The organism is Paenibacillus rhizovicinus, assembly GCF_010365285.1.
In the GTDB taxonomy this organism is placed as follows: Bacteria; Bacillota; Bacilli; order Paenibacillales; family Paenibacillaceae; genus Paenibacillus_Z; species Paenibacillus_Z rhizovicinus.
Map to the genome: position 1 here is coordinate 6,089,663 of NZ_CP048286.1, position 23,542 is coordinate 6,113,204.

A 23,542-nucleotide genomic window follows, 5' to 3' on the forward strand; every position below is an offset into this window, starting at 1 on the left:
TGAAAAGGGGAGCAAGTAGCAATGCATAAATGGATTATGTTTGTCGTTTTCGTTGCGGCTTCGGTTTTGGGCGTTGTTTTATTGACGACTCAGCTTCCGGGCAAGCCGGTTGATGAAGCTGCGTCGCTGCCACCGGGCGAAACTTTAATGAAAGTGGAAGCTTCTCAAGATTTCGTATTTGACAAGCAGGAGTACCATGTCAAAGTAGGCGACAAAGTGAAACTTGAGCTTGTCAACAAAAGCGGCCTTCACGGTCTTGCTATTCCTGATCTGGGCATTGAATTGAAAGACGATAAGCTGTCGCAAGAAGTGACATTCGATAAAGCCGGAACGTACCCGATGCATTGCGCCGTCATGTGCGGCACAGGCCACTTGAACATGAAATCCGTGCTGATCGTCGACCCAGCTTAACGTGATGAACATGATGGTTGAATAGGAAAAAACAAAAGGAGCCCGCACCGCGGCTCCTTTTTTTAAAATCTTAAGCCATCTCAAGCTGCGCTCTAAGCTGCAAGCGCCGGATGCAGAATGCAGAATGGCGCTTCTCCTGCTGTCAGTAGGAACGGCGGCGGTTCCTTGCGATGGCCTTGTCGCAGATGAAGCCAAGCAGCGCCCACGTGGCGACCGTCAATACATACATCAGATAGACGTTGACCGAATGAATATCCACGATCATATCGGCTATCCAGGCAGGGACGCTTAACATGAAGAACACCATGTTATGCGGGTCATAGCCCGTTGAATTGTAAAGGCATATAGCTACGCCGATAAGCGTTGCTGCTAATGTAACCGGATAACGCATGAGCTGATCTCCTTTGCTGGAAGATTGCCGAATAGCGGCACCTTGCGTTATTATGTGACGAAAGGGTGCCGCGCATCCCAACCACAATTTATGAAGGAGCGAACTTATCATGATTACGCATATCGTACTATTCAAGCTGAAAGACGGCAGTCCGGAGAGCGTTGCGCAAACCGTTCAAGTGCTCAAGAACATGGAAGGCAAGATCGAAGAGCTGCGTTCCATTGAAGTCGGAACGGATGTCATTCATTCCGAACGCTCGTACCATATCGCGCTCGTAACCCGCTTCGATTCGCTCGACGCGCTGAATGCGTACCAAGTGCACCCGGAACACAAAAAAGTAATCGCGCATATGAGCGAAGTCCGCGAAGCATCGGTCAGCGTCGACTACGAATCGTAAGGGCGGTCTGAGAGAATCTTATGGGTGACGTGTTTGAAATGATGACTTATCTGATCGTCATTATCATCAGTCTAATCGTGATGACGATCTGGCTTAAGCGTAAAGCGCGCAAGAATAAACGGTCTTAAACGGAAGTTGAGGTAGGATAACGATGTATTACGTAAATCGCGAACAAATTACCATCCGGCTCGGCGTCATTCCCGAGGTGGCGGAGACGTTGCAATGGCTGCAGTCCAATTGGGACGGCAGCCTTATCCATGGCATGGCGCAGGAACGGGCACTGCATTTGGCGATCGAAACGGTGACCGATGTCGGGAGTTACTTGATCGACGGGTTTATTATGCGGGACGCAGCCAGCTACGAAGATATCGTGACGATCATTGCCGGAGAGCAGGTTTTCCCGGAATCGCTGAGCGAACCGCTGCTCGAGCTGGTCAAGCTGCGCCGGCCGATCGTGCAGGATTACTTTGATTGGCAGCGCCATGAACTGCATGCTTTCACGGCTGAAATGCCGGACATCCTGACTACGTTCAAGCAAGCCGTAGAATCCTACCTGCTTCGCGAGCTGGGCGAGTAACGTCATGGCGCCGTCCGCCGATTTACGAATCGGCGGAAATGCGTTACAATGACGTCATTAGCATGGCTTGCAAAGCCGTAAACACGGCTTGAGCAGCCAGAAGCATGGCTTCGATTTCGGAAGCGCGGCTTGAAAGCCAGAGGTGGTGGATGGAATGGAATCGAACGGAACGCCGTTTATGCATAAAGAACAAGCGGTCAGGCAGGAAGGCTCGACTAGGCAGACCGTATTGACGCTGCTGAAGACGAACGGCCAGATGAATGCCGGCGAATTGGCCAAACAGCTGCAGATTACGGAAATGGCCGTGCGACGCCATCTCAGCACGCTGGAGCGGGACGGACTTATCTCGCCGACCATCGTAAGGCAAGCGATGGGCCGGCCGACGCATATGTTCAGCCTGACCGAGCAAGCCGAGCTGCTGTTCCCTAGAAACTACCATGTCCTGGCTATGGATTTCCTGGAAGAGCTGGAAGAGAATCCGGAGACGGCCGCGATGATCGACCGGTTGTTCGAAGGCCGCAAACGTAAACTGCTCGAGCGGTATGCCCACCGGATGGAAGGCAAATCGCTTCCGGAGAAAGTTTCGGAGCTGGCGATTATTCAGAATGACGGCGGTTATATGGTGCAGGTGGAGACGGACAAGGATGGCCTCGTTCTTCATGAGTATAATTGTCCGATCGCGCATGTCGCGGACCGCTATCAGCAGGCCTGCCAATGCGAGCTGGCGCTGTTTCGACAGCTGCTCGGGACGGAAGTGGAACGAACGGAATGCTTGGCGAAAGGCGGGGGCAAATGCACGTATCGCATTGCCGGCGCATGATCATAGAACGGCAGTAAACAGACACGGGAGATTGACGACCGTGTCTTTTTTGTTTTCCGAAGCTGTGTCAAGTCAAGCCTATGGTGTTTATACTATTATTACGAATTGGGCATTAGCCCGATCGTGCAGCCTGTTGGAATGGGAGGTGTGCTTTGAATGGTTATATGGTTTGAAGGAGCGGCGGCCGTTGCCTTCGTCGCCTTGGTCGTCGGCGTGCTGATGTGGCTGAGGTCGGTCGATAAGCGAATGGGAAAACTCATGCTGCTGGCGGAGTCGCTGGAACGCCGCGCCGAAGTGGCCGTCGCCCAGGTCAGCGATTTGCTGGACCCGGTCACGGAAACGGTAAAGACGGTTCAAAAGTCGGTGGAGGGCGTGGCTAAGTTCTCGGAAGCAACGAAGCGCATCGGGGAATCTGCGAACCAGTTGTCATTCACGGTCAACCGGATTTCCAGCGAGCTGAACGACACGGTCGACCGGTACGCCAGAACGTCTGGCGAGAAGGTAAAGCATGGCATATCGGATGCGCTGGGGTGGGCCGAAGTCGGGTACGCGGTATATCATTTCTGGCAAAACAAACGAAAAGACAGCCAGTCGACTGCATGCGCAGGCTATGAGCAAGGGCACGATATGAAGTAATGAGCGAACGAGCAGCCGTACCCGAATCGGGCGGCGAAGCCGTTCACACTATGGAAGCTGACGGCACGGCTGCAATGGCCGGTCAAGAGCCGCAGCTAATTAAAAAGGAGTGTTCCACAATGGCAAAAGCAAAAAAAGGATTTCTGTATGGTGCAATCGCAGGCGGCGTAGTCGGTTCCGTAACAGCATTGCTGTTAGCTCCAAAATCCGGCCGGGAACTCCGCAAGGATATCGCCGACGGCGCGCAGGTCGTTACGGACCATACGTCCCGCATCGCCGGTCAAGTCAGCGACAAAACGGTTCAAATCGCCAAGCAAGTGAGCTCGACGGCGAGCACGGCAGCTTCCAAAGCGAAGGATACCGCTTCCTCGGTCGTGGAAAACATGCGCGGCTGGCGCGCAGGCGCAGAGGAGAAGCTGGAAGAAGGCGGCGAGCAAGTCCAAGATACGATCGAGAACGTAAAGGATGCAGCGAGCGACCTGTTGTCCAATCGCAAGGAAGAGCTCGAAACCGTAAATAGCTAATCCATCATCGTCTTGAGCGACCTGATTTAGATCCATAGATGTTCCAACGCAAATAGGCTTTGCTGCCGGTAATCCTACCGACGGCAAAGCCTATTTGATTGCAGGCTTAACCGTTCCTTGCCTGCGCGCGATATTCCGACGGCGAACAGCCGAATGTTTTGCGGAATTGCTTGGAGAAATAGAGGGCGTCAGGGTAGCCGACGGATGAAGCCACCTGATCGATGGACAGATGATGCTGCTCGTTGAGCAGTTCTTTGGCCCGTTCCATGCGCACTTTGAGCAGAAACTGCATAGGCGATACGCCAGTCACCTGCTTGAACATTTTGGATAAATGCGTTCTATGGTACCCGAGGCTGCGGGAAAGCTTCTCGATGGAAATCGGCTGGGCGTATTGAAAGGACAGCCAGCGGACGGCGCGTTTGATCTGTCGCTCGATGTCCGGCAGAATCGCAAGGGAATTGAACTCGAGCTTGCCGTCGTTCAGCAGCCCGAGCTCCTTGAGCAGCACGCGCAGATGACCGCCTGCTTCCAGATCGGCCAGTTCGGGATAAGGCGTATGCTCGAGCGTCCCTCTGATTTTGCGGTACAGGGAGGCTAGCGAACGAATGTCTTTGGCATGGACGATCGGAGCCGCGGCCGAGAATCCGAGGCTGAGCAGCAAATGTTCGGCGGCATGGCCTTTGAACGCGACCCATACATAATGCCAGGGATTCTCTTCGTCGGCGACATAGGAGAACAGCTCGTCCGGGAAGATGATGAACGTATCGCCGCGCGAGCAGGGATAGCGCTGGCCGTCGATCTCGAAGATGCCGCGGCCGCCGATGACGGTATGAATCAGGTAATAATTATGAACGGCTGGGCCGATGCCATGTCCGGGCACGGTCTTGCCTTCGCCGCTGAACAGGATCGACAGCTCGCCTTGGGCGGGCTGCGAATTGTTCATGACGGTGAATTTGGAATGGTCGGTGTTCCGTGTCATATTGCGCGCTGTAGCGGCTGAAGGAATCATAGGTAGGCGCCTTCTTTCGATGAATGTGTACGCTTATAGTCTAAACAAGAAAAATACAAATGTACATATAAAAGATGCTTTAATTCCTACTCAAACCGACGTTTCTTGCTCTATAGTAGTGAATAGAAGAAGACATTAATCCGCTTTCATGCGGGCCAAATTCGAGGAGGATTTTCATGCCGAAGATTACGTTCATTGGAGCCGGAAGTACCGTATTTGCCAAAAACGTGCTGGGCGATTGCTTGCTTACGCCGTCGCTGCAAGGGTTTGAACTCGCGCTGTTCGATATCAATCCGGAGCGGCTGTCCGAATCCGAAACAATGCTGAATCATATCAAAAACACGGTTGGCAGCACGTCCGTCATTAAAGCTTATTCCGACCGCAAGGAAGCGCTTCGGGGCGCCAAGTACGTCGTCAACGCGATCCAAGTCGGCGGGTACGATCCGTGCACGATCACGGACTTTGAAATTCCGAAGAAATACGGCCTGCGTCAAACGATCGCGGACACGGTCGGCATCGGCGGCATTTTCCGCAACCTGCGCACCATTCCGGTCATGCTCGATTTTGCCAAAGATATGCAAGAGGTTTGTCCGGACGCGTTGTTCCTGAACTACACGAACCCGATGGCAGTGCTGACGAACGTTATGAATACGTACGGCGGCATTCAAACGGTCGGCTTGTGTCACAGCGTGCAAGCTTGCGTATCCGGGCTGTTCGACAGCTTGGGCATGGATCAAGCGGGCGTTCAGTCCAAGATCGCCGGCATCAACCATATGGCCTGGCTGCTGGAAGTGACCAAGGACGGGGTAGACCTGTATCCGGAAATCAAGCGCCGCGCCCGCGAGAAACAGAACGAGAAGCACTGGGACATGGTCCGTTACGAGATGATGCTCAACTTCGGCTACTACATCACGGAGTCGTCCGAGCATAACGCGGAATACCACCCGTACTTCATCAAACGCAATTATCCGGAACTGATCGAGCGCTTCAACATTCCGCTGGACGAGTACCCGCGCCGCTGCATCGAGCAAATCGGCAACTGGAAGAAACTGAAGGAAGAACTCGTGAATAATTCGAAGCTGGAGCACAAACGGACGCACGAGTATGCATCGTATATTTTCGAAGCGATCGAAACGAACGTGGCGTTCCGCATCGGAGGCAACGTTATGAATACCGGCCTGATCACGAACCTTCCGAAGGAAGCTTGCGTCGAAGTGACTTGCCTCGTCGACCGGAACGGCGTGACGCCGACTTTCGTAGGCGACCTGCCGCCGCAATGCGCCGCGCTGAACCGTACGAACATCAACACGCAGCTGCTGACCATCGAAGCGGCCATTACCGGCAAACGCGAGCATATCTACCATGCAGCGATGCTGGATCCGCACACGAGCGCCGAGCTGTCGATGGACGACATCAAATCGATGTGCGACGACTTGATCGAAGCGCACGGCAATTGGCTCCCTGCGTACAAATAAGCAATTATCCGCAACATCTGCCGTCCTGGCTGCAGCTGCGCTGTTATCGAACAGCGTCTGCAGCAGGGCGGCTTTTTTGATTTTTCCGTGTTTTTCGGGGCGGCGATCCGTGTTGAACCTTGTCCGCTTTTGCGCTAATATGTAGGTACCTTTTCGCCATCGTGTTCATATTCTATTGAAGTCCTGTCAAAACGTTCAAGAAAGCGGTGTGTCCGTGCAGCAACCGATCGCAATTTTGGATTCTGGCGTAGGCGGTTTAACCGTAGTCAAAGAGATCATGCGTCAGCTTCCCCGGGAGAAAATCATCTATTTCGGCGATACGGCCCGTACGCCTTATGGACCTAGACCCGCCGAAGAAGTGACTCGGTTTACAAGGCAAATCGTAGATTATTTAATTCAGTTTCGTCCGAAAATGATCGTCATCGCCTGCAATACGGCGACGGCCGTCGCGCTGGAAGATATCCGCTCGCGGGTGGCGATTCCCGTCGTCGGCGTTATTCATCCCGGGGCCCGCGCGGCCAACGGGCGCACGCTGACCGGCAACGTCGGCGTCATCGGCACGGAAGGCACGATTCGAAGCGGCGCTTACGAGCACGCGCTGAAGCAGCTGTCGCCGTCGATTAACGTTATAAGCCTGGCTTGTCCCCGGTTCGTGCCGCTGGTCGAACAGGGTAATTTTCGTTCGCAGGAAACGCAGGAAGTGGTGGAAACGTCGCTGCATCCGCTTAAAGCGCATCATATAGATACCTTGATCCTGGGCTGCACCCATTATCCGTTCTTGTCGGATACGATTGCATCCGTGATGGGAAGAGAGGTCATGCTGATCAGCTCCGCGGACGAGACTGCCCGGGAAATCAGCACGATATTACATGATCGCAACCGGTTGACCCGCGAGGGAGAGCTGCCGGTGCACCAGTTTTTCTGCAGCGGCGATTCCCGGATGTTCCGCATGATCGCGCAGCAATGGCTGGGCGAACAGATCGAACTGACGCCTGTCGTATGGCAGGTTCCCAAGATCGGATGAAGAGACGAACCGAAACCGCCGGCCGCGATAAGCGACGGCGGTTTTCGTTCGTAGTGGCATGCGGCGTTCTGTCGCGGCATAGCATGTAGCATGTGAGACGACAAGAACCTAACAGAGGTGATCCCATGCTGCCTTACGTCGTACAGCCGGGCGATACGCTGCTGCGCATCGCCCGCATGTTCAACGTGAACAAGGAGTCGCTGCTCGCGGCTAATCCAGGTATATCGACCGTCAATCCGCTATTTCCAGGCCTTCTGCTGTCCGTTCCCGCGCAGACGGCCTTTATTTATCGCGTGCAGACCGGCGATACGCTGCTTGGAATCGCGGGCAAATTCGGCCTGACCTTGCATGCGCTCATGAACGCGAACCGTCATCAGGAACTGAAACAGCTTCAGCCGGGCGCGCTGCTGACGATGCCGTGCGCCGGGAGCAGCCGAATCGTGGACGGGCGCGCCGAATACGGACAACGGGAGCTGATGGCCGACGCGGAGTCGCTCGCGAAAGCGTACCCGTTTCTGCAAGTGGAGAAAATCGGGGCAAGCGTAATGGGGAAGCCGATTATCGCGATCCGGCTCGGCGAAGGCCCAGTCAAGCTGCATATCAATGCGGGCATGCATGCGAACGAATGGATTACGACGTCCCTGCTGATGACTTTTCTCGAGGATGCAGCGAAAGCGGCTTCGTTCGGCGAGAAGCTGTGCGGCCTTGATATGCAGGCGTTGCTGCAGCGGGTGACGCTTTGGGTAGTTCCGCTGGTCAATCCCGACGGAGCGGAGCTCGTCCAAGAAGGGCTGCAGCCCGATCATCCGCATGCGCAGGAGCTGCTGAGATGGAACAAGGGCTCCGAACGGTTCAACAAATGGAAGGCGAATATTCGCGGCGTCGACCTGAACGATCAATTCCCGGCGTTCTGGGAGGAGGAGACCGCCCGCCGCGGTACGGATGGTCCGGGACCGCGCGACTATCCCGGTCCGAGTCCGCTGTCCGAGCCGGAAGCGAAGGCGCTGGCCGAATTCACGGCCGAGCAGCAATTCGATTGCGTCGTGGCGCTGCATACGCAAGGCCAGGAGATTTATTGGAATTACCGCGGCTATGAGCCGCCGGAAGCCGAGCAAATGGCGCGCAAGCTGGGCAAGGACAGCGGATACAAGCCCGTTAAGCTGTCCGGCAGCGATGCGGGCTACAAGGATTGGTTTATTTTTCAATTCCGCAAGCCCGGCTTTACCGTCGAGGTTGGATATGGCGTAAATCCGTTGCCGGTCGAGGCATTCCCCGACTTGAATGAGGAAGTTCGCTTGCTGCTTGTTTCCGCCATGGAGGCAGCTCGTTCGAAATAGAAGCAAGCTAAGTTTTCGCTGTGCGAATGCTTATCGCTCTCCGTCATGAAACGCGCCGCGCTGCCGGACGGTCTGCGCGCGACTGCCGTTTCACCCGGCTTGTGCTATAATAAGCGCAAGAAGGAGGCGAGCTTCTATGCGCAAGCTGCTGTCGCTCCGCCATTGGCGGGCGGTGTTCGTCCGAATCTTCCGTTTGCTGACGGCAAAGGAAGTTCGGCTGCTGGACAAGCTGCTCTACGTGGTTCCGGTACTGCTTTATTGGGTGCTTCCGGACGTGATGCCTTTCGTGCCGATCGATGATATTGCCGTCACGATGATTGCCGCCGAAGGCTACACCCGTTATATGGAGCGCAAATATAGCGGTATCGTGAAGTAGCGGTTGAACATTGGACGAGCTTTCTATACAATAAGGTTAATAAAGTTGCATAGCTGCGGTGGACTTAAGCCGGCCATGCGGGCGCCATCCATAAGGAGATGAAGAAGCAATGAATATCAAAATCACGCGTAATGCCGCGAAGATGCTTCGCGAAGAGACCGATAAACCGGAGAACGACGGCAAATTCCTGCGCGTATTCGTCACGCATTCCCATGGCGATCACGCGCATTACGGCATGAAAATGGACGATGCAGGATCGAACGATGAAGTCATCGAGACGGACAAGGACATCAAGGTCGTCCTCGAGAAAGGCGTAGAGCTGCTGGACGGCGTACGCATCGATTATTTTTACGTGCCGCAGGAAGGCTTCATGATTTCGAACCCAACCAAAGGCAACCACGGCGATCACTAATTGAAATTCGGTTTGGGGAGAGAAACATGGCGAACGATATTCGCATTTGTGACAAGTGCAAACATATCCGTACGAAAACGATGGTGCCTAAGCTGCAAGCGCTGGCCCCGGAAGCGGATATTAAAGTAGCTTGCAAATCGTACTGCGGACCTTGCTCGCGATTTGCTTTTATTTTCATTAACGGCCGATACATCACGGCGCCGACTGAAGATGAAGCGATCGAGAAGGCAAGCAAATATATTAAGAAATAATGCGAAAGACCCTCTAGCCGAAACTCTGCAGTGCACCCCTTAGAATAGACATTGGAAAAACCCCTAGGTTAATCCGATGAAATTCTAGGGGGTGCTTTTTTATGGCGATTAAAGGACAAAAATTTCATCATTATCCGGAATCGATTAAGGTTGAGGCTATTCGACTGCATGTTGAGGAACGTTGGAGTTACAGTCGGATTACAGCACATTTGGAAATTCAGGATAAGGATCGAGTGAAGCGTTGGATGAGGAAGTATCGCGAAAAGGGAGTCTCTGCATTCGAGGACAGACGAGGTAACCCACATCGAGATGAAACGAAGCAAGAACGTGAGCTCAAGCGGCTCTACATGGAGGTTGAGGTGCTAAAAAAGTGGTTACAAATCTTGAATCGGGAGGGCTGCAAAGCAAACACATCGTCATCGACGAGTTGAAAAGTAAACGAACTGTCAAGGAATTGTGTGCATATCTGGGGATCAGTCGAAGTGGTTACTACTCCTATCTAAACCGTAAAGACCACGATCCTGATGAAGATCTGAAGAACAAAATCAAAGCCATCTACGAACAGCGCGACAAGACCGTAGGGTACCGCCGCATACAGGATGAGCTATCTCGTCAATATGACCTCATAGTGAACCATAAGAAAGTATTACGCTTGATGCAGGAGCTTGGCATAAAAGCGATTATACGTCGTAAATATGTACATCGAACAAGCTACGAAGCAGCTGTTTCAGATGGCAGAATAGCAGCAAACATGTTACAAAGAAACTTTAAGGCGGATAAACCCAATCAAAAATGGGTAACAGATGTGACGCAATATCGCGTATTCGATGAGAGAATTTACTTATCGGCGATCAAGGATTTGTGGAACAACGAAATCGTCGGATACCACATCAGTCGTCACAATGACAATCCGCTTGTGCTAGAGACGTTTAGGAAGGCGTTTGAAAAACATAAAGACGTGACTGGGCTGATCGTTCACAGCGATCAAGGAAGCCAGTACACGTCCCATGCTTACCACGACATGCTGCCACAGGTTGGCGCCCAAATCAGCATGTCACGCCGAGGCAATTGTTATGACAATGCCTCAATGGAGAGCTTCTTCTCTCATCTGAAAGTAGAAGCACTCTACCCTTATGATATACGATCCATCGATGAGGCACAAAGAAGAATTGAGGAATACATCCGCTTTTACAATGAAGATAGGGCTCAACGAAAACTAAACAAGCTGACTCCGGTCGAATACCGGCGTCAGCTTGTTGCCTAGGGCTTTTTCCAATGTCCACTAAATGGGGTCTTGACCATTCCGGTCAGAGGGTCTTTGTTTATTTGCTTCCGGTTTGAGGTTCTACGGAGATAGTGCTTCAACCGCCAGCGTGCATGGCCGCCGCGAGGTCATGCTCCACGACGAGGTCCGAAGCCTCCAGCTCCTTGCGCGCTTCGGCTGCGCCGGATTGGCAGGCGGTCGTATCGGCGAGCAGCTTGCCGTCCCCGAACGAATAGCATTTGCTGTGCTCCTCGAGCCCGTCTTCGGCAGGCTGGTAGAGGACGGTGCCATCGGTGTAGCCGCCGTTGCGGAACACGACCCGTTTGCCTGCGAGCGGTTTCTCCATGACGAGCGGCGTGCCGATCATCGTCAAGTCGCTGCTGGAGATGCCGAGCAGATGAAGCACGGTCGGCGTCACGTCGAGCTGTCCGCCCGTCTCATGGTACGTGCCCGCGCGCGCGTCGTCCGGAAGATGGACGAGGAACGGAACGCCTTTTAGAACTCGGAACCGTTCCTCATCATTCAGTTTGCGGCCGAGGAAATCCTCGAACGGCTGCCAGTCCGCGATGGAATTGTCATGATCGCCGTAGAACATGAAGATCGATCGGTCCCACAGCCCGGCGGCTTTGAGCTCGTCCACCATCTCGCCGATCGCCGCGTCCACGTAATGGACGGCCTCCAAATAATCGCCGAACATCGTCCCTTTGAACGTACCGACGTCAAGCGATTGAACCTTGGCCGGCAGCGCATACGGATGATGGCTGGACAGCGAGATCAAGAAAGAGTAGAAAGGCTGCTGCTGCGATTGCATGATCGCTACGCTTTGCTTGAAGAAGGATTTGTCGCCGAGCGACCAGCCGAGGGGCTCGTCGATCTTATAGGCTGTTTTGCTGTAAAAGTGATCGTAGCCGAGCGTGTCGTACATCAGATTGCGGTTCCAGAAGCCGCCGTCGTAGGCATGGAATACATTCGCCTTGTAGCCGCCGGCTTTGAGCGCTTTCGCCATGCTGTCGTAATCGTGCTGCGCGAACCGGGTGAATACGGAGCCCGTCGGCATCGGCTGAAGCGACGCATTCGCGGCCAAGTCGGCATCGGATGTTCGGCCCTGCGCCGTCTGATGGTAGAAATTATCGAAATAAACGGAGGTCGCCATCAGCTTGTTGATGTTCGGCGTTACTTCCTGCCCGCCAATCTTCTGCCCGACGACGAAGCTTTGAAACGCCTCGAGCTGAATGAGTATGACGTTCTTCCCTTTGTACTTGCCGAACAGCGGATCGGTCTCGTCCAGTTCGGCGCGCGTCCGGCCGCGGTCGGCGAACCATTGCTTGGCATCGGCGGTCTGCTCAGGCGTCACGGCGTTGCCATGTAGCCAATGCTCTTCAGCGTATCGGTACAGGTCGTACCCGTGAAAGCCAAGCACGCCGGTCACGTTATACAGCGAGAGATTCCACCAATTGCCCGTGAATAACCCGGCCGCCCAAGTGGTTTGCGCGCGGTGGACCGGCGCGTAGACGAGCGTGAAACCAAGGACGAGAACCGCCGCGCTTAAGGACAAGCGGCGGATGGCTGTTTGCCTGCGGCGGCGGGCGTAAGGCACGCTTCGGGCGAACGCGCCGCGCAGCCGTTTGCTGAATACGGCGAAGCCGGCCAGCGGAAGCAGCAGCAGCCAATCCGCGAAGAACCATAGGTCGTGCCAAGCAAGCAGCGCATCGATGCTGTCGCCGAGCGCCCCGACTTGGCCGGCTTGCATGAGGACGGGGATCGTGATCAAATCTTGAAAGTAACGAAAATAGAGCAGATCGCTGTAAACGAGTGCCGTGAGTCCGACATTGAGGACGATCAGCGCGAGCAGCCTGCCGCGCTTCGGCAGCCAGAGCGTCCAGAAGGAGATCAACGCCAGCGTGCCGACGGCGACCATGCGGTCATCGCGATTCATGTCCATGTACGGCACATGAACAAGCCGGTCGAAGAGCGCGAGCTTGAACAGCATGAGCGCGACGAATACGAGCAGATCGAGGCGCAGGAGCGCGCCGGGAAAATAAAACGGCGCCCGCAGACGGCGCCGTTTCGTGGAAAGATTCGGTAAAGTCATGGGATAAGGGTTCCTTTCGTGCTGTAATTCGATGTTCGACGTTCGATGAACACCATTTACAACGGGTTAACATCTTATCCTATTATAAAGCGTTTGGCCGCTGAAACAAGACGAGCTTGTTTATTGCGGTTTGCTGCGCGGCGGGAGCGGGCCGAAGAACTGATAGTACGTGCATTCGAGGCGGCCGTTGAACAGCTTGCGCCGTTTGTCCGCTTTGCGGCCGATCGTCTCTTCGAAGGTCCGCGACTGCGTCAGCGCGAACATGGACCAGTTCGGCAAGTAAAGCATGCTCAGGCCGAGCTGACGGACAGCCTTCTCCGCGTCCGTCTCGTCGCCGAGCCGGGTGCCGTAAGGCGGATTCGTTACGATGCAGCCGTAGTCGCCTTCCGGCTTGATCCGGGAGACCGCCATTTGCGTCAGCTTGATTTCTTTGGCGAAGCCTGCTTTCTTCACGGCTGCCGCCGCGACGTCGAGCGCGGCCGGGTCGATATCGGAGCCTGCGATTTGCAGCGGGATATCGTCCTTGACGGCGTCGAACGCTTCTTCGCGCGCTTGCTCCCACAGTTCGTCCGGAACGAGCGGCCAGCCTTCGCTGTTGAAGCTGCGACGCAGTCCCGGCGCGATATTCCAGCCGATCATGGCCGCTTCGATCGGAATCGTGCCGGAGCCGCAGAACGGATCGTAGAGCGGGCGTTCCGGCTGCCAGCGGCTCAGCAGCACCATGGCCGCCGCCATCGTTTCTTTCAGCGGCGCTTCCGTAACGAGCTTGCGGTAGCCGCGCTTGTGCAGCCCGGGTCCGGTCGTGTCGAGCGTGATCATGGCGATGTCGTTCAGCAGCCACACTTCGATGACGAACCGTGCGCCGTCTTCTTGAAACCACTCTGTGCCGTAGACGGTTTTCATTTTCTCGACGACGGCTTTCTTCACGATGCTCTGGCAGGCCGGAACGCTGCTCAGCTGCGATTTATGCGAACGGCCCTCGACCGGAAATTCCCCGTCCTCGGGAATCCATTCCGGCCAGTCGATCGCTTTCGCCCCTTCGAACAGCTCTTCGAAGGTAGTCGCGGGATACTCCGCCATCTTAATCAGTACGCGGTCCGACGTCCGGAGCCACAGATTGGCGCGGCAAATGTCCGCCGGTCCGCCTCTAAAAATCACTCGGCCGTTCTCTACCTTCTGATCGGTATAACCGAGATCCATCAATTCGCGTGCGACGACCGCTTCCAGCCCCATCGGCGCAGTGGCGATCAACTGCAGGTTGTCCATTGTTTTCGATTCCTCCGCCCTCTGCCGATGCTTGTATTGCATCGGCGAAAATCATACAATCAAGTATAGTCATCAAAGGCATGTATTACAAACGATATCTCAAAGATACGACGAGGAGAGTGGATCACGATGTCGACGGAGCAAGAAGCAACGGAACGGTACGTGGACGGTTTGTTGGGGGAAGACGCGGATTTGGCGCGCGTTCACGCGGCCATCGAGGCGCAAGGCATGCCGCAAATCTCGATTGCGCCCGGCTACGGCAGACTGCTGACGATGCTCGTTCGGATGAAAGGCGCCCGCAGCGTGCTGGAAATCGGCGCATTGGGCGGTTACAGCGGCATTTGCCTGGCCCGCGGCCTGCAAGAAGGCGGCCTGCTGACCTCGCTCGAGCTGAAGCAGGAGTATGCGGACACGGCCCGCAATAATCTTGAAGCAGCCGGTCTCGGCGACCGCGTGGAGTATGTGATCGGCGATGCGAAGGAAAGCCTGGCCGTGCTGGAGAAGGAAGGCCGCAAATTCGACTTCTTCTTCATCGATGCGGACAAGGACAGCTATCCCGTATATCTGGAATGGGCGATCAAGCTGGGCAACCCGGGAGCCGTCATTACCGGAGACAACGCGCTGCTGCACGGAAGAACGGTCGACGGGGACAAGAACGGCCCGTCGGTTCTGGCGATGCGCGCGTTCAACCAAGCGATGGTGAGCGACGAGCGTCTTACGGGCACGGTGCTGCCGGCGTATGACGGATTGGCGATTTCGATGATTAAATAATTAGGGACGGGCTTCGCCGCGGGTTTGTGAGCAACCGCGGGAAAGCAACAACGAGATGTCTTTGGGGATAAGCCCATGGACATCTTTTTTATTCTTCCCCTTTTTTTCGGCAAGAACGGATCGATCATGAAGGACCTAGCCAAGCAGGACCCGATCAGCCTGAACAAGGATGACAGCCTCTCTGCCAGAATAAATGTTGGGCGGCACGGGGAAAATGAGATATCTATCGAGGCACGAGGGGATACCATTGCAGGGGCTGTCAGAAGATGGTATCGAAAGTGAATTGACTTACTATCTACTAGAAGGTAGAATGACGTCATGACAACAAACAAAAACACAGCCGAGCTGATCTTGGATACGGCTCAGGCGATTGTTCAGGAATTCGGATTTAACGGATTCAGCTACGCGCATATCGCTGAGAAGGTTGGCATACGAACGGCCAGCATTCATTACTACTTCCCGAGCAAGGAGGATTTGGGGGAGGCTTTAATTGCACGTTATCTCAAGCAGTTCCTTGCTGCCAGCGATCAAATTGACGCCCGGACGAGGAACAATGCGGAGAAGCTGCAGCAATTCACGGAGATCTTCAGCATTCCGGTACAGCAGAACTGTACTTGCTTAAGCGTCATGTTTTCTTCTGACCTTGCCACCTTGTCGGAGAAAGTAAGAGAAGGGCTGTCGGTCTTTTTCGATGCTAACCTGGCTTGGCTTGAACGCGTACTCGAACAGGGACGTCTTGAAGGCCATCTGCGCTTCGAAGGGGAGGCGAGGGCGCAAGCCCATCAGTTTCTAGCTTCATTGCAGGGTGCTCAGTTGCTTGCGCGAAGCTTCCGCGATGCAGCCCGTTTCGAATTAATCGCTACAGGATTGCTATCCGCTTTGACTGTCAGTTAAGCGGATTCGTTTTTTGGATAATATCTACCTATTAGTAGATATAAATTAATCCACCTTAAGAGCTAAACCTTGTTCTACATGCTTGAAAGGAGGTGGTTAAAATGATCTATGAGCTGCGCGTTTACGAGGTTCATCCAGGCAAAATGAAAGCTCTGCTGGATCGGTTCGAAAACCACACGATCGCATTATTCGCAAAGCATGGCATGCGCATCACGCAGTTCTGGGAAGATCTCGACGAGAAGAACAACCGCCTTTATTATGTTGTCGAACACGATAGCCTAGACATACGCAACTTAAATTATGAGCGATTCCGAAACGATCCGGAGTGGCTTGCCCTAAAACAGGTAACAGAAGAGAACGGTCCGTTGGTTCAAGCCCAAGTCAGTTATTTCATGAAGGACGCCTTTCTCACCCCATAAAACTCAAATAGAATGGAGCAAACAACCATGAAAACATTGATCATCGTTACACATCCAAGCATCGAAACTTCCCGCGTTAATGCTGCCTGGTTGCAGGAGCTTCGCAAACATAGCGATATTACGGTTCATGAACTATATACGGCTTATCCCGACGGGCATATCGATGTTGCGAAGGAGCAGCAGCTCATCGAGGCACATGACCGGATTATATTTCAATATCCGCTCTATTGGTACAGCACGCCGACCTTGCTGAAGAAATGGATGGATTCCGTCTTGCAATACGGCTGGGCTTATGGTCCGGACGGCAGTAAAACGGCAGGCAAAGCGTTCGGCGCCGCGATCTCGACTTACGGTTCGGAAGCGTCGTATCAGCCGACGGGGGCCAATCGATACACGCTGGAAGAAATATTGCGGCCGATCGAAGCGACGACGCATTTTATCGGCGGGCAGTATTTGCCGCATTTCGCCCTAAGTGATGTGTCTAATCTTACGGACGAACGGTTGGCGCAGAGCACGACCGATTATATCCGCCACATTCGCACCGTTGAACCGTTGGTGGCAGTCTGAATCTCGATTTAAATCTATCTATTAATAGGTAAAACAAGCCGACACGTCGACAGGCAGCGTTCGTAGCCGGCGAAATTCCACATGTCGACGGCGGGCAGAACGCCGGACAATGGTGAGACAGAACCGGCTGTGCGGACAATCCGACTGTGTAGCAAATGACCACTACCAATATAATAAGGGGATGGAGTCATGATCTACGAATTGCGCATTTATTATGTTGTTCCTGGCCGCATGGAGGAATTGCTGAATCGGTTCCGGGATCATACGCTGCATTTATTCCAGAAGCATGACTTGAAGGTTGCGAACTTCTGGGTGGATATGGACGCATCCAACGATCGGTTGTATTATGTGTTCGAGCATCGGGATTTAGCCGCGCGCGAGAAGAACTTTCAAGCTTTTCTGGAGGATCCCGATTGGCTGGCGCTTCAGGAGAGAACGGAACGCAACGGAAAGCTCTATGAACGAATCGATGAAATCTACATGAGGACTGCACCGTTGCGCGGATTTCAGCCGAATGCAGCAATGGCTCGCGCTCAATGACGCGCCTGTTCATTACGATAATTTCATTAGCTTCATGTTGGCGCCATTGAAGCAACTAGCAGACTTTACGCTACGCATCCGCTCATCCGGTATAAACCGTATATGAATCGATCAAGGACACCTTCCATGGTGTCCTTTTTGCGGTGGCGATCGAACATTTCAGATGGAGTAGCGGAATGTCCCAATCGTTCTTCCGCTTCTCTATATACGTTGGTAAGGATGACAAATAGAAGTTTCATAGAGACAGGAGAAGGGTGGAGCGATGAAAATTATCGTAAACGATGTCCGTTGACCAATTGGGCATAGGAAAGCCGCTAAGTTCCCTCTGTAACTCAAAAAGGGACTTAGCGGCTTTTTTATTCCTTAAGCGGCTCCCGCACGCGCTTGGACACCAGCGTCTGACGCACCCACAGCGCGTTGACGACGAACAAGGCGGCGGAGATCAGGAACACGCCGCCAATGCCTGTCCAGCCGGAGATGAAGCCGCCGACGATGGGGCCGATCATATTGCCGAGCGCCAGCATGCTGCTGTTGAGGCTGAAGGCGCGGCCTTCCATGCCGTCCGGCGTGAATCGGCGCACGAGGGCGTTGACGGACGGAATCAAACCGCCGAGGAAGCAGCCCTGCAGCAGCCGGAAGAGCAGCAGCTGCCATACGGTTCCGGCGAACGCTTGCGGGATGAACATCACCGCGGCTCCGACGAGCGAGATGCCGAGCACGCGCTCTTGGCCGATCCGGTCGCTGAGCCGGCCGAGCAGCGGAGCGGCGAACATGTTGGTTATGCCTGCGGCCGAGCTGACGAAGCCCGCCCAGAAGGCGAGGTTGACGCTTGTCCCGTGCAGTTTCTGCACATAGAGCGGCATGAGCGGGTTCGGGCCGATCATGGCGAACTGCAGCAGGAACGTGACCGCGAATAAGGCGGTCAGCTGCGGCACGCTGCTTAGCTGACGGAAGCCGGCGATGACGGAGACATGCGGCTTGGCGGCTGCTGCCGATCGGTCGAACCGCTCCTTGACGACAAAGTAAGCCAGCAAGGAAGCAGCGAACAGCGATGCGCCCGTCAGATAGAAAATCGGGCGGTAGCCCACGGCATCCGCCAGCAGCCCGCCAAGGAAAGGGCCCATAATCGAGCCTGCGATGCCGCCGGATTGCAGCGTCCCCATGGCGAAGCCCATTTTCGGCTTCGGCGTCGTGATGGAGATGAGCGAGACCGCGGCGGGATTGAAGCCAGAGATCGTCCCGTTCACCATCCGCAGGAGGAGCAGATGCCACGGCGAGGTGGCGAAACCCATGAGCACCATGACGATGGCCATCCCGAAGCCCGAGCGGAGCAGCATCATTTTCCGGCCGTATTTGTCGGACAGCTTGCCCCAGAGCGGCTGGAACAGGAAGGACGTGACGAAGTTCCCTGCGAAGATAATGCCGGCCCACGTCGCGATTTCATGCTGATTCGACATCCCGATCTGCGGGCTTTGCAAGTAGAGCGACATGAACGGCATAATCATGGTCATGCCGCCCATGACCAGAAACTGGCCGATCCACAGCACGGCAAGATTTTTCTTCCATTGTTCCATTTGAATCTCCTATTCGATGCCTTTTTCATTCCAAAACCTCTATGTTCAGTATAACAATCGTGCGCCGGATGGCAAAGTTCGGCAAGCGGTTCCCCCATTGTCATAGGTTTGTCAATGATCAATCGGGAGGGACGGTTGTTACGACTAGGCAAAAAGGGCATAATGGAAACGTAGGGAAAACGATAGAAATGGGGAACTTTAATGAGCTACAACGACTTATTCATCCGGGCTTGCCGGGGAGAACACGTCGATCGCTTACCCGTTTGGTATATGCGGCAAGCGGGACGGTACGATCCCGACTACCGTAAAATAAAAGAAAACTATTCGCTGCTCGAAATTTGCCGTCAGCCGGAGCTGGCTGCGGAAGTGACGATGATGCCGGTCAAGAAGCTCGGCGTCGACGCGGCGATTCTTTATTCCGATATCATGAATCCCGTCGCTTCCATCGGCATCGACTTCGATATCGTGGCGAACGTCGGTCCGGTGATCGACAATCCGATTCGGACGGCGGCCGACATCGAGCGCCTGAAGCCGATCGACGTGGAAGGCGATCTGTCCCATGTGCTGGAGACGATCCGCATTCTGGACCGCGAACTGAAAGTGCCGCTGATTACGTTCGCGGGCGCGCCGTTCACGATCGCGAGCTATTTGATCGAAGGCCGGCCGTCCAAGTCTTACATTAAAACAAAAACGATGATGTATTCCGAGCCGAAGCTGTGGTTCTCGCTCATGGACAAGCTCGGCGATATGGTCATTGCCTATTTGCGCGCGCATATGGCTGCCGGCGGCAAGGCGTTCCAACTGTTCGACAGTTGGGTCGGCGCGCTTGCGCCGCATGATTTCCGCACATACGTATTGCCGACGATCGAACGGATTTTCAGCGAACTGTCGGATTTGCCGCAGCCGCGGATTTACTTCCCGGGCGTTGCCTCGGGTGAACTGCTGCCGACGCTCGGCAATGTGCAAGCCGACATCATTGGGCTGGATTGGCGCATTCCGATTGCGGAGGGACGCCGCAGACTGGACGGCAAGTTCGGCGTGCAGGGTAATCTCGACCCTTACGTGCTGACTGCGCCGATGGACGTCATCAAGGAACATGCGAAGGCGATCATCGACGAAGGCGTGAAGGAGCCGAAGTATATTTTCAATCTCGGCCACGGTCTGTTCCCGGAAGCGCCGCTCGACAAATTGCGTGAACTGACGGAATACGTGCATGCGTACTCGGAGCAGGCAATCGCCTCTCTCGGTAGAAAACAGGAGGAGGTCGCCCGTGGCTAATCCGAAAATCGGCGTGCTCGTCATGTCTTACGGAACTCCCGAAAGCATGGACGGCATTGAAGAATATTACACGCATATCCGCAGGGGCCATGCCCCTACGCCGGAACAGCTCGCGGAACTGACTGCGCGCTACGACGCGGTCGTTGGCGGCGTGTTCCCGCTTCGCGAGAACACGAACCGGCAGGCCGAAGGCCTTCAGGCAGCGCTTGACGCGGCTGCACCCGGCAGATATGCCGTTTACCAAGGACTCAAACACGCTCGCCCTTATATCGAAGACGGCGTGGACGCGATGGCGGCCGACGGCGTGAAGCGGGCAGTCGGCATCGTGCTGGCGCCGCATTTCTCCACGATGAGCGTTGGCAGCTATATGAAGCGCGCGCAGGAGAAGGCGGAAGAAGCGGGCATCGCGTTCCAGGAAATCGAGAGCTATCATCTGCATCCGAAGCTGATTGAAGCGCTGGTGAAGCGGGTAAAAGACGCCTATGCCGAGCTGGAACAGAAGACCGGCAGCGGCCAGCAGTTGAAGGTGCTGTTCAGCGCCCACAGTCTGCCGGTACGCATTCGCGAGATCGGGGATCCGTACGAACAGCAGCTGCTGGATACGTCTTCGGTCGTCGCGGAAGGCGCCGGCGTGACGGACTGGCAGTTTACGTGGCAGAGCGCGGGACGCACGCGCGAGCCTTGGCTCGGGCCGGACATCCTCGATACGATGAAGGAAGTGGCGGAAGCGGGCTACAAAGGCGTGCTGTCGGCGCCGATCGGTTTTGTGTCGGAGCATTTGGAAGTGCTCTACGATATCGATATCGAAGCACAGGCTGCGGCGAAGGAACTGGGCATCGAGCTGGTTCGCATCGACATGCTGGGCACGGATCCGTTATATATGGAAACGCTGGCCGATTCGGTCGAGCAAGCGACCCGGACGGCTTTTATTTAACGAACAGAGGAACACACGAACCGCCATATGAAGGACGGCGACAACCGTTCGCTCGTATGGCTTTCCATATGGACAGAGGAGATGACTCGCGCATGCGGAGTAATGGTAAGCTGGATCGGTTTGTCGTCATCGGCGGCGGGATCAGCGGACTCAGCTCCGCTTTTTATTTGGCTAAGGAAGCGGAGCTGCGGGGACGAGAAGCGCATATTACGGTCGTGGACCCGTCGGAGCGGATCGGCGGCAAAATCAATACGCTGCGCAAGGACGGTTTCGTCATCGAGAAGGGTCCGGATTCCTTCCTGGCGCGCAAAACGCCGATCATTGACCTGGCCTTCGATCTCGGTATCCAGGATGAATTGACGGGCACGAACCCTGCCGCGAAGAAAACGTATATTCTTCACCGCGGCAAGCTGCATCCGATGCCGCCGGGGCTGGTGCTCGGCATACCGACTGAAATTATGCCCTTCGCCAAAACAAGCCTGCTCTCGTGGGGCGGCAAGCTGCGGGCGATGCTGGATTTCGTCCTTCCCGCCAGCAAGGCGGAGGGCGACGAGTCCGTCGGGGAGTTCTTGTCCCGCCGCGTCGGCCCGGAAGTGATGGAACGGATCGCGGAACCGCTGCTTGCGGGGATCTACGCCGGCGATCTGAGCAAGCTGAGCCTGCAGTCGACCTTCCCGCAATTCCGGGAAGCGGAGCGCGAGCACGGCAGCCTTATCCGCGGCACCCGCGCAAGCAAGCGCAAGGGCGCCGCTGCGCCTGCCGCGCCGAACCGGCTTCCGGAGAAGCTGCGGCGCAGCATGTTCCTGACGTTTAAGAACGGATTATCGACGATGCTGGAGGCGTTGACCGAAGCGTTGTCGGAGGCGGGAGCGGAAAGCCGGTTCGGCCTTAAAGCAGTGGCTTTCCGGGACAACGAACCCGGAGAAGGGCAGGGAACGGCGACGTATGAGGTACTGCTGAGCGACGGCGAGATTCTGGAAGCGGACGGCATTGTCATCACGTCGCCGGCGTTTAATGCGGCCGACCTGCTCGAGCCGCATTTGCAGGTCGACGCGCTGCGGGCAATCCATTACGTTTCCGTCGCCAACGTCGTCATGGCGTTCGACAAGGCTTCGTTCGGCATCGATTTCGACGGCTCGGGCTTCGTCGTGCCGCGTTCCGAGGGAACGACGATTACGGCCTGCACCTGGACGTCGTCCAAGTGGCTGCATGCCAGCCCGGGCGATAAAGTGCTGCTGCGCTGCTACGTCGGGCGCGCCAATGACGAAGAGGTCGTAGACCTGCCTGACGCGGAATTGGAAGAGGCCGTACGCCGGGATATCCGGAACGTGCTCGGCATTACGGCGGTGCCGCTGTTCACGGAGATCACGCGGCTGCACCGCTCGATGCCGCAGTATCCTGTCGGCCACCTGCAAGCGACGGCGGAACTGAGGTCGCGGCTGCGCAAGGAAATGCCGGGCGTATGGGTTACAGGCGCGGCATTCGACGGCGTGGGGCTGCCTGACTGCATCCGGCAGGGCAAGGAAGCGGCGGCGATCGTGTACGACGCGGTCAATAAATAAATGCATGCACAAAAAGGACGAAGCAGCCGCTGCTTCGTCCTTTTTGTGTTATCCGAACAGAACGAACTAGTCCAGCGGCGGTCCGATGTGATTCTCGCGTTCCGCCTGCTTGCGGTGCGCGATCCGGCTGCTGGCTGCAGCGGCGATCGCGCCGACGATATCGTCTAGGAAGGTATGGCAGGCCGCATCGTGCTTATCGTTCAGTTTCTTCAAGATGCCGGGCTTAAGCTTGTCGACGTAGCCGAAATTCGTGAATCCGATGCTGCCGTAGACGTTGACGATGGAGAGAGCCAGCACTTCGTCGCAGCCGTACAGGCCTTCGTCGTTCTCGATCATTTCTTGGAGGGGAGAGAGCAGCTTGCCTTCCTCGGCGAGCAGATCTAGCTGAATCCCGGTCAAGACGGCGTTTTGCACTTCGCGCTTCGTGAGCACGGCTTCTACGTACGCCTCGCATTCCTCGGGCGTGAGATCGGGGAAGTAATCCTTTTGCAGAAACATGACGAGTTCGGCGATTTGCGGCGTCGTGACGCCGCGTTTGGCAAGCCATTCCTTCGTGGCTTCGGCGATACTTCTGCTGTTCAGCTGATACGATGCGGATTTGGTCAACGCGAACACCCCTTGTCTCAAATTAGTGGACAAAATTGGTCTAATTGATTTCGACGGCTCGTATACATAGTACTACAAAGCAGGACTTGTACCAAAGGGCAGCATGCCGCGGGCTTGCGAGATAATCGCGCCGCT

General features: G+C 55.3%; 28 protein-coding genes. 22 read left to right on the forward strand and 6 right to left on the reverse strand.

Annotated elements, in window-relative coordinates; translation table 11 throughout:
- The first annotated feature begins 21 nt into the window (after positions 1-21).
- A complete protein-coding gene (locus GZH47_RS27115) occupies positions 22-411 on the forward strand; it encodes a cupredoxin domain-containing protein (protein WP_162644099.1) in 390 nt (129 codons plus the stop codon).
- 142 nt (positions 412-553) lie between these two features.
- Here the strand turns inward: GZH47_RS27115 and GZH47_RS27120 are convergent, their stop codons facing one another.
- On the reverse strand, positions 554-802 hold the full coding sequence (locus GZH47_RS27120) for a hypothetical protein (protein WP_162644100.1): 249 nt from the start codon (positions 800-802) through the stop codon (positions 554-556).
- A gap of 109 nt (positions 803-911) precedes the next feature.
- Here GZH47_RS27120 and GZH47_RS27125 point away from each other — a divergent pair, with 109 nt between their 5' ends.
- The 5 genes from GZH47_RS27125 (at position 912) to GZH47_RS27145 (ending at position 3,756) form a co-directional block, all read left to right on the forward strand.
- Positions 912-1,199 carry a Dabb family protein gene (locus GZH47_RS27125; protein WP_162644101.1) on the forward strand — a complete coding sequence of 96 codons (288 nt, stop codon included), beginning with the start codon at positions 912-914 and terminating at the stop codon, positions 1,197-1,199.
- Positions 1,200-1,350: 151 nt separating this feature from the next.
- Positions 1,351-1,776, forward strand: a complete 426-nt coding sequence (locus GZH47_RS27130; RefSeq protein WP_162644102.1) for a DUF86 domain-containing protein — start codon at positions 1,351-1,353, stop codon at positions 1,774-1,776.
- A 154-nt stretch (positions 1,777-1,930) separates the two neighbouring features.
- Complete coding sequence (locus GZH47_RS27135) at positions 1,931-2,596, forward strand: helix-turn-helix transcriptional regulator (RefSeq protein ID WP_225446237.1); 666 nt, start codon at positions 1,931-1,933, stop codon at positions 2,594-2,596.
- Positions 2,597-2,752: 156 nt separating this feature from the next.
- Positions 2,753-3,232, forward strand: a complete 480-nt coding sequence (locus GZH47_RS27140; RefSeq protein ID WP_162644103.1) for a DUF948 domain-containing protein — start codon at positions 2,753-2,755, stop codon at positions 3,230-3,232.
- A 119-nt stretch (positions 3,233-3,351) separates the two neighbouring features.
- On the forward strand, positions 3,352-3,756 hold the full coding sequence (locus GZH47_RS27145; protein ID WP_162644104.1) for a YtxH domain-containing protein: 405 nt from the start codon (positions 3,352-3,354) through the stop codon (positions 3,754-3,756).
- A gap of 106 nt (positions 3,757-3,862) precedes the next feature.
- Here the strand turns inward: GZH47_RS27145 and GZH47_RS27150 are convergent, their stop codons facing one another.
- Complete coding sequence (locus tag GZH47_RS27150) at positions 3,863-4,765, reverse strand: AraC family transcriptional regulator (RefSeq protein WP_225446238.1); 903 nt, start codon at positions 4,763-4,765, stop codon at positions 3,863-3,865.
- A gap of 176 nt (positions 4,766-4,941) precedes the next feature.
- On the opposite strand from GZH47_RS27150, the gene melA reads away from it, so the two are divergent.
- The 8 genes from melA to GZH47_RS27190 all read left to right on the forward strand — a co-directional run bounded on the left by melA (position 4,942) and on the right by GZH47_RS27190 (position 10,904).
- A complete protein-coding gene (gene melA, locus GZH47_RS27155; protein ID WP_162644105.1) occupies positions 4,942-6,240 on the forward strand; it encodes an alpha-glucosidase/alpha-galactosidase in 1,299 nt (432 codons plus the stop codon).
- A gap of 214 nt (positions 6,241-6,454) precedes the next feature.
- Positions 6,455-7,264: a glutamate racemase gene (gene racE / locus GZH47_RS27160; RefSeq protein ID WP_162644106.1), complete on the forward strand. Its 810-nt coding sequence runs from the start codon at positions 6,455-6,457 to the stop codon at positions 7,262-7,264.
- A 125-nt stretch (positions 7,265-7,389) separates the two neighbouring features.
- Positions 7,390-8,601 (forward strand): M14 family metallopeptidase, encoded by a 1,212-nt coding sequence (locus GZH47_RS27165; protein ID WP_192043547.1) that lies wholly within the window; start codon positions 7,390-7,392, stop codon positions 8,599-8,601.
- 136 nt (positions 8,602-8,737) lie between these two features.
- Positions 8,738-8,977 carry a hypothetical protein gene (locus GZH47_RS27170; protein ID WP_162644107.1) on the forward strand — a complete coding sequence of 80 codons (240 nt, stop codon included), beginning with the start codon at positions 8,738-8,740 and terminating at the stop codon, positions 8,975-8,977.
- A gap of 109 nt (positions 8,978-9,086) precedes the next feature.
- Positions 9,087-9,389 carry a HesB/IscA family protein gene (locus GZH47_RS27175; protein WP_162644108.1) on the forward strand — a complete coding sequence of 101 codons (303 nt, stop codon included), beginning with the start codon at positions 9,087-9,089 and terminating at the stop codon, positions 9,387-9,389.
- Positions 9,390-9,415: 26 nt separating this feature from the next.
- Positions 9,416-9,640 carry a YuzB family protein gene (locus GZH47_RS27180; RefSeq protein WP_162644109.1) on the forward strand — a complete coding sequence of 75 codons (225 nt, stop codon included), beginning with the start codon at positions 9,416-9,418 and terminating at the stop codon, positions 9,638-9,640.
- Positions 9,641-9,741: 101 nt separating this feature from the next.
- Positions 9,742-10,071 (forward strand): helix-turn-helix domain-containing protein, encoded by a 330-nt coding sequence (locus tag GZH47_RS27185; RefSeq protein ID WP_162638436.1) that lies wholly within the window; start codon positions 9,742-9,744, stop codon positions 10,069-10,071.
- Positions 10,011-10,904, forward strand: a complete 894-nt coding sequence (locus tag GZH47_RS27190) for an IS3 family transposase (protein ID WP_162638437.1) — start codon at positions 10,011-10,013, stop codon at positions 10,902-10,904. The genes GZH47_RS27185 and GZH47_RS27190 overlap by 61 nt, the downstream gene beginning before the upstream one ends.
- 97 nt (positions 10,905-11,001) lie before the next feature.
- On the opposite strand, the gene GZH47_RS27195 is transcribed toward GZH47_RS27190, so the two are convergent.
- The gene (locus GZH47_RS27195; RefSeq protein ID WP_162644110.1) at positions 11,002-12,996 is read right to left on the reverse strand and encodes an LTA synthase family protein; all 1,995 of its coding nucleotides are present in this window, start codon (positions 12,994-12,996) and stop codon (positions 11,002-11,004) included.
- A gap of 120 nt (positions 12,997-13,116) precedes the next feature.
- On the reverse strand, positions 13,117-14,262 hold the full coding sequence (locus GZH47_RS27200) for a THUMP domain-containing class I SAM-dependent RNA methyltransferase (protein ID WP_162644111.1): 1,146 nt from the start codon (positions 14,260-14,262) through the stop codon (positions 13,117-13,119).
- Positions 14,263-14,391: 129 nt separating this feature from the next.
- Here GZH47_RS27200 and GZH47_RS27205 point away from each other — a divergent pair, with 129 nt between their 5' ends.
- The 5 genes from GZH47_RS27205 (at position 14,392) to GZH47_RS27225 (ending at position 17,453) form a co-directional block, all read left to right on the forward strand.
- On the forward strand, positions 14,392-15,033 hold the full coding sequence (locus tag GZH47_RS27205) for an O-methyltransferase (RefSeq protein WP_162644112.1): 642 nt from the start codon (positions 14,392-14,394) through the stop codon (positions 15,031-15,033).
- A 318-nt stretch (positions 15,034-15,351) separates the two neighbouring features.
- Positions 15,352-15,927 carry a TetR/AcrR family transcriptional regulator gene (locus GZH47_RS27210; RefSeq protein ID WP_162644113.1) on the forward strand — a complete coding sequence of 192 codons (576 nt, stop codon included), beginning with the start codon at positions 15,352-15,354 and terminating at the stop codon, positions 15,925-15,927.
- A gap of 101 nt (positions 15,928-16,028) precedes the next feature.
- On the forward strand, positions 16,029-16,346 hold the full coding sequence (locus tag GZH47_RS27215; RefSeq protein WP_162644114.1) for an NIPSNAP family protein: 318 nt from the start codon (positions 16,029-16,031) through the stop codon (positions 16,344-16,346).
- A gap of 27 nt (positions 16,347-16,373) precedes the next feature.
- On the forward strand, positions 16,374-16,913 hold the full coding sequence (locus GZH47_RS27220) for an NAD(P)H-dependent oxidoreductase (RefSeq protein ID WP_162644115.1): 540 nt from the start codon (positions 16,374-16,376) through the stop codon (positions 16,911-16,913).
- Positions 16,914-17,102: 189 nt separating this feature from the next.
- Positions 17,103-17,453 carry an NIPSNAP family protein gene (locus GZH47_RS27225; RefSeq protein WP_162644116.1) on the forward strand — a complete coding sequence of 117 codons (351 nt, stop codon included), beginning with the start codon at positions 17,103-17,105 and terminating at the stop codon, positions 17,451-17,453.
- A 356-nt stretch (positions 17,454-17,809) separates the two neighbouring features.
- Here the strand turns inward: GZH47_RS27225 and GZH47_RS27230 are convergent, their stop codons facing one another.
- Positions 17,810-19,027, reverse strand: coding sequence for an MFS transporter (locus GZH47_RS27230; RefSeq protein ID WP_162644117.1), 1,218 nt, complete (start codon positions 19,025-19,027; stop codon positions 17,810-17,812).
- A 201-nt stretch (positions 19,028-19,228) separates the two neighbouring features.
- On the opposite strand from GZH47_RS27230, the gene hemE reads away from it, so the two are divergent.
- From hemE to hemG, 3 genes are all read left to right on the forward strand, one after another.
- On the forward strand, positions 19,229-20,305 hold the full coding sequence (gene hemE, locus GZH47_RS27235) for a uroporphyrinogen decarboxylase (protein ID WP_162644118.1): 1,077 nt from the start codon (positions 19,229-19,231) through the stop codon (positions 20,303-20,305).
- A complete protein-coding gene (hemH, locus tag GZH47_RS27240; protein WP_225446239.1) occupies positions 20,298-21,239 on the forward strand; it encodes a ferrochelatase in 942 nt (313 codons plus the stop codon). Before hemE ends, hemH begins: the two co-directional genes overlap by 8 nt.
- Positions 21,240-21,331: 92 nt before the next feature.
- On the forward strand, positions 21,332-22,801 hold the full coding sequence (gene hemG / locus GZH47_RS27245; protein ID WP_162644120.1) for a protoporphyrinogen oxidase: 1,470 nt from the start codon (positions 21,332-21,334) through the stop codon (positions 22,799-22,801).
- A 66-nt stretch (positions 22,802-22,867) separates the two neighbouring features.
- On the opposite strand, the gene GZH47_RS27250 is transcribed toward hemG, so the two are convergent.
- Positions 22,868-23,407, reverse strand: coding sequence for a phosphatidylglycerophosphatase A family protein (locus tag GZH47_RS27250; RefSeq protein ID WP_162644121.1), 540 nt, complete (start codon positions 23,405-23,407; stop codon positions 22,868-22,870).
- Positions 23,408-23,542 lie beyond the last annotated feature (135 nt).

Excerpts from the sequence above, each read along its gene's own strand:
- GZH47_RS27195 (WP_162644110.1), bottom strand. The coding sequence starts at position 12,996 with ATGACTTTACCGAATCTTTCCACGAAACGGCGCCGTCTGCGGGCGCCG.
- hemE (WP_162644118.1), top strand. The coding sequence starts at position 19,229 with ATGAGCTACAACGACTTATTCATCCGGGCTTGCCGGGGAGAACACGTC.
- GZH47_RS27130 (WP_162644102.1), top strand. The coding sequence starts at position 1,351 with ATGTATTACGTAAATCGCGAACAAATTACCATCCGGCTCGGCGTCATT.
- GZH47_RS27115 (WP_162644099.1), top strand. The coding sequence starts at position 22 with ATGCATAAATGGATTATGTTTGTCGTTTTCGTTGCGGCTTCGGTTTTG.
- GZH47_RS27185 (WP_162638436.1), top strand. The coding sequence starts at position 9,742 with ATGGCGATTAAAGGACAAAAATTTCATCATTATCCGGAATCGATTAAG.
- GZH47_RS27170 (WP_162644107.1), top strand. The coding sequence starts at position 8,738 with ATGCGCAAGCTGCTGTCGCTCCGCCATTGGCGGGCGGTGTTCGTCCGA.
- GZH47_RS27225 (WP_162644116.1), top strand. The coding sequence starts at position 17,103 with ATGATCTACGAATTGCGCATTTATTATGTTGTTCCTGGCCGCATGGAG.
- GZH47_RS27200 (WP_162644111.1), bottom strand. The coding sequence starts at position 14,262 with ATGGACAACCTGCAGTTGATCGCCACTGCGCCGATGGGGCTGGAAGCG.
- GZH47_RS27210 (WP_162644113.1), top strand. The coding sequence starts at position 15,352 with ATGACAACAAACAAAAACACAGCCGAGCTGATCTTGGATACGGCTCAG.
- GZH47_RS27220 (WP_162644115.1), top strand. The coding sequence starts at position 16,374 with ATGAAAACATTGATCATCGTTACACATCCAAGCATCGAAACTTCCCGC.
- hemG (WP_162644120.1), top strand. The coding sequence starts at position 21,332 with ATGCGGAGTAATGGTAAGCTGGATCGGTTTGTCGTCATCGGCGGCGGG.
- GZH47_RS27120 (WP_162644100.1), bottom strand. The coding sequence starts at position 802 with ATGCGTTATCCGGTTACATTAGCAGCAACGCTTATCGGCGTAGCTATA.
- GZH47_RS27175 (WP_162644108.1), top strand. The coding sequence starts at position 9,087 with ATGAATATCAAAATCACGCGTAATGCCGCGAAGATGCTTCGCGAAGAG.
- GZH47_RS27140 (WP_162644103.1), top strand. The coding sequence starts at position 2,753 with ATGGTTATATGGTTTGAAGGAGCGGCGGCCGTTGCCTTCGTCGCCTTG.
- GZH47_RS27180 (WP_162644109.1), top strand. The coding sequence starts at position 9,416 with ATGGCGAACGATATTCGCATTTGTGACAAGTGCAAACATATCCGTACG.
- GZH47_RS27165 (WP_192043547.1), top strand. The coding sequence starts at position 7,390 with ATGCTGCCTTACGTCGTACAGCCGGGCGATACGCTGCTGCGCATCGCC.
- GZH47_RS27150 (WP_225446238.1), bottom strand. The coding sequence starts at position 4,765 with ATGATTCCTTCAGCCGCTACAGCGCGCAATATGACACGGAACACCGAC.
- GZH47_RS27215 (WP_162644114.1), top strand. The coding sequence starts at position 16,029 with ATGATCTATGAGCTGCGCGTTTACGAGGTTCATCCAGGCAAAATGAAA.
- GZH47_RS27205 (WP_162644112.1), top strand. The coding sequence starts at position 14,392 with ATGTCGACGGAGCAAGAAGCAACGGAACGGTACGTGGACGGTTTGTTG.
- GZH47_RS27135 (WP_225446237.1), top strand. The coding sequence starts at position 1,931 with ATGGAATCGAACGGAACGCCGTTTATGCATAAAGAACAAGCGGTCAGG.
- melA (WP_162644105.1), top strand. The coding sequence starts at position 4,942 with ATGCCGAAGATTACGTTCATTGGAGCCGGAAGTACCGTATTTGCCAAA.
- GZH47_RS27125 (WP_162644101.1), top strand. The coding sequence starts at position 912 with ATGATTACGCATATCGTACTATTCAAGCTGAAAGACGGCAGTCCGGAG.
- GZH47_RS27145 (WP_162644104.1), top strand. The coding sequence starts at position 3,352 with ATGGCAAAAGCAAAAAAAGGATTTCTGTATGGTGCAATCGCAGGCGGC.
- GZH47_RS27230 (WP_162644117.1), bottom strand. The coding sequence starts at position 19,027 with ATGGAACAATGGAAGAAAAATCTTGCCGTGCTGTGGATCGGCCAGTTT.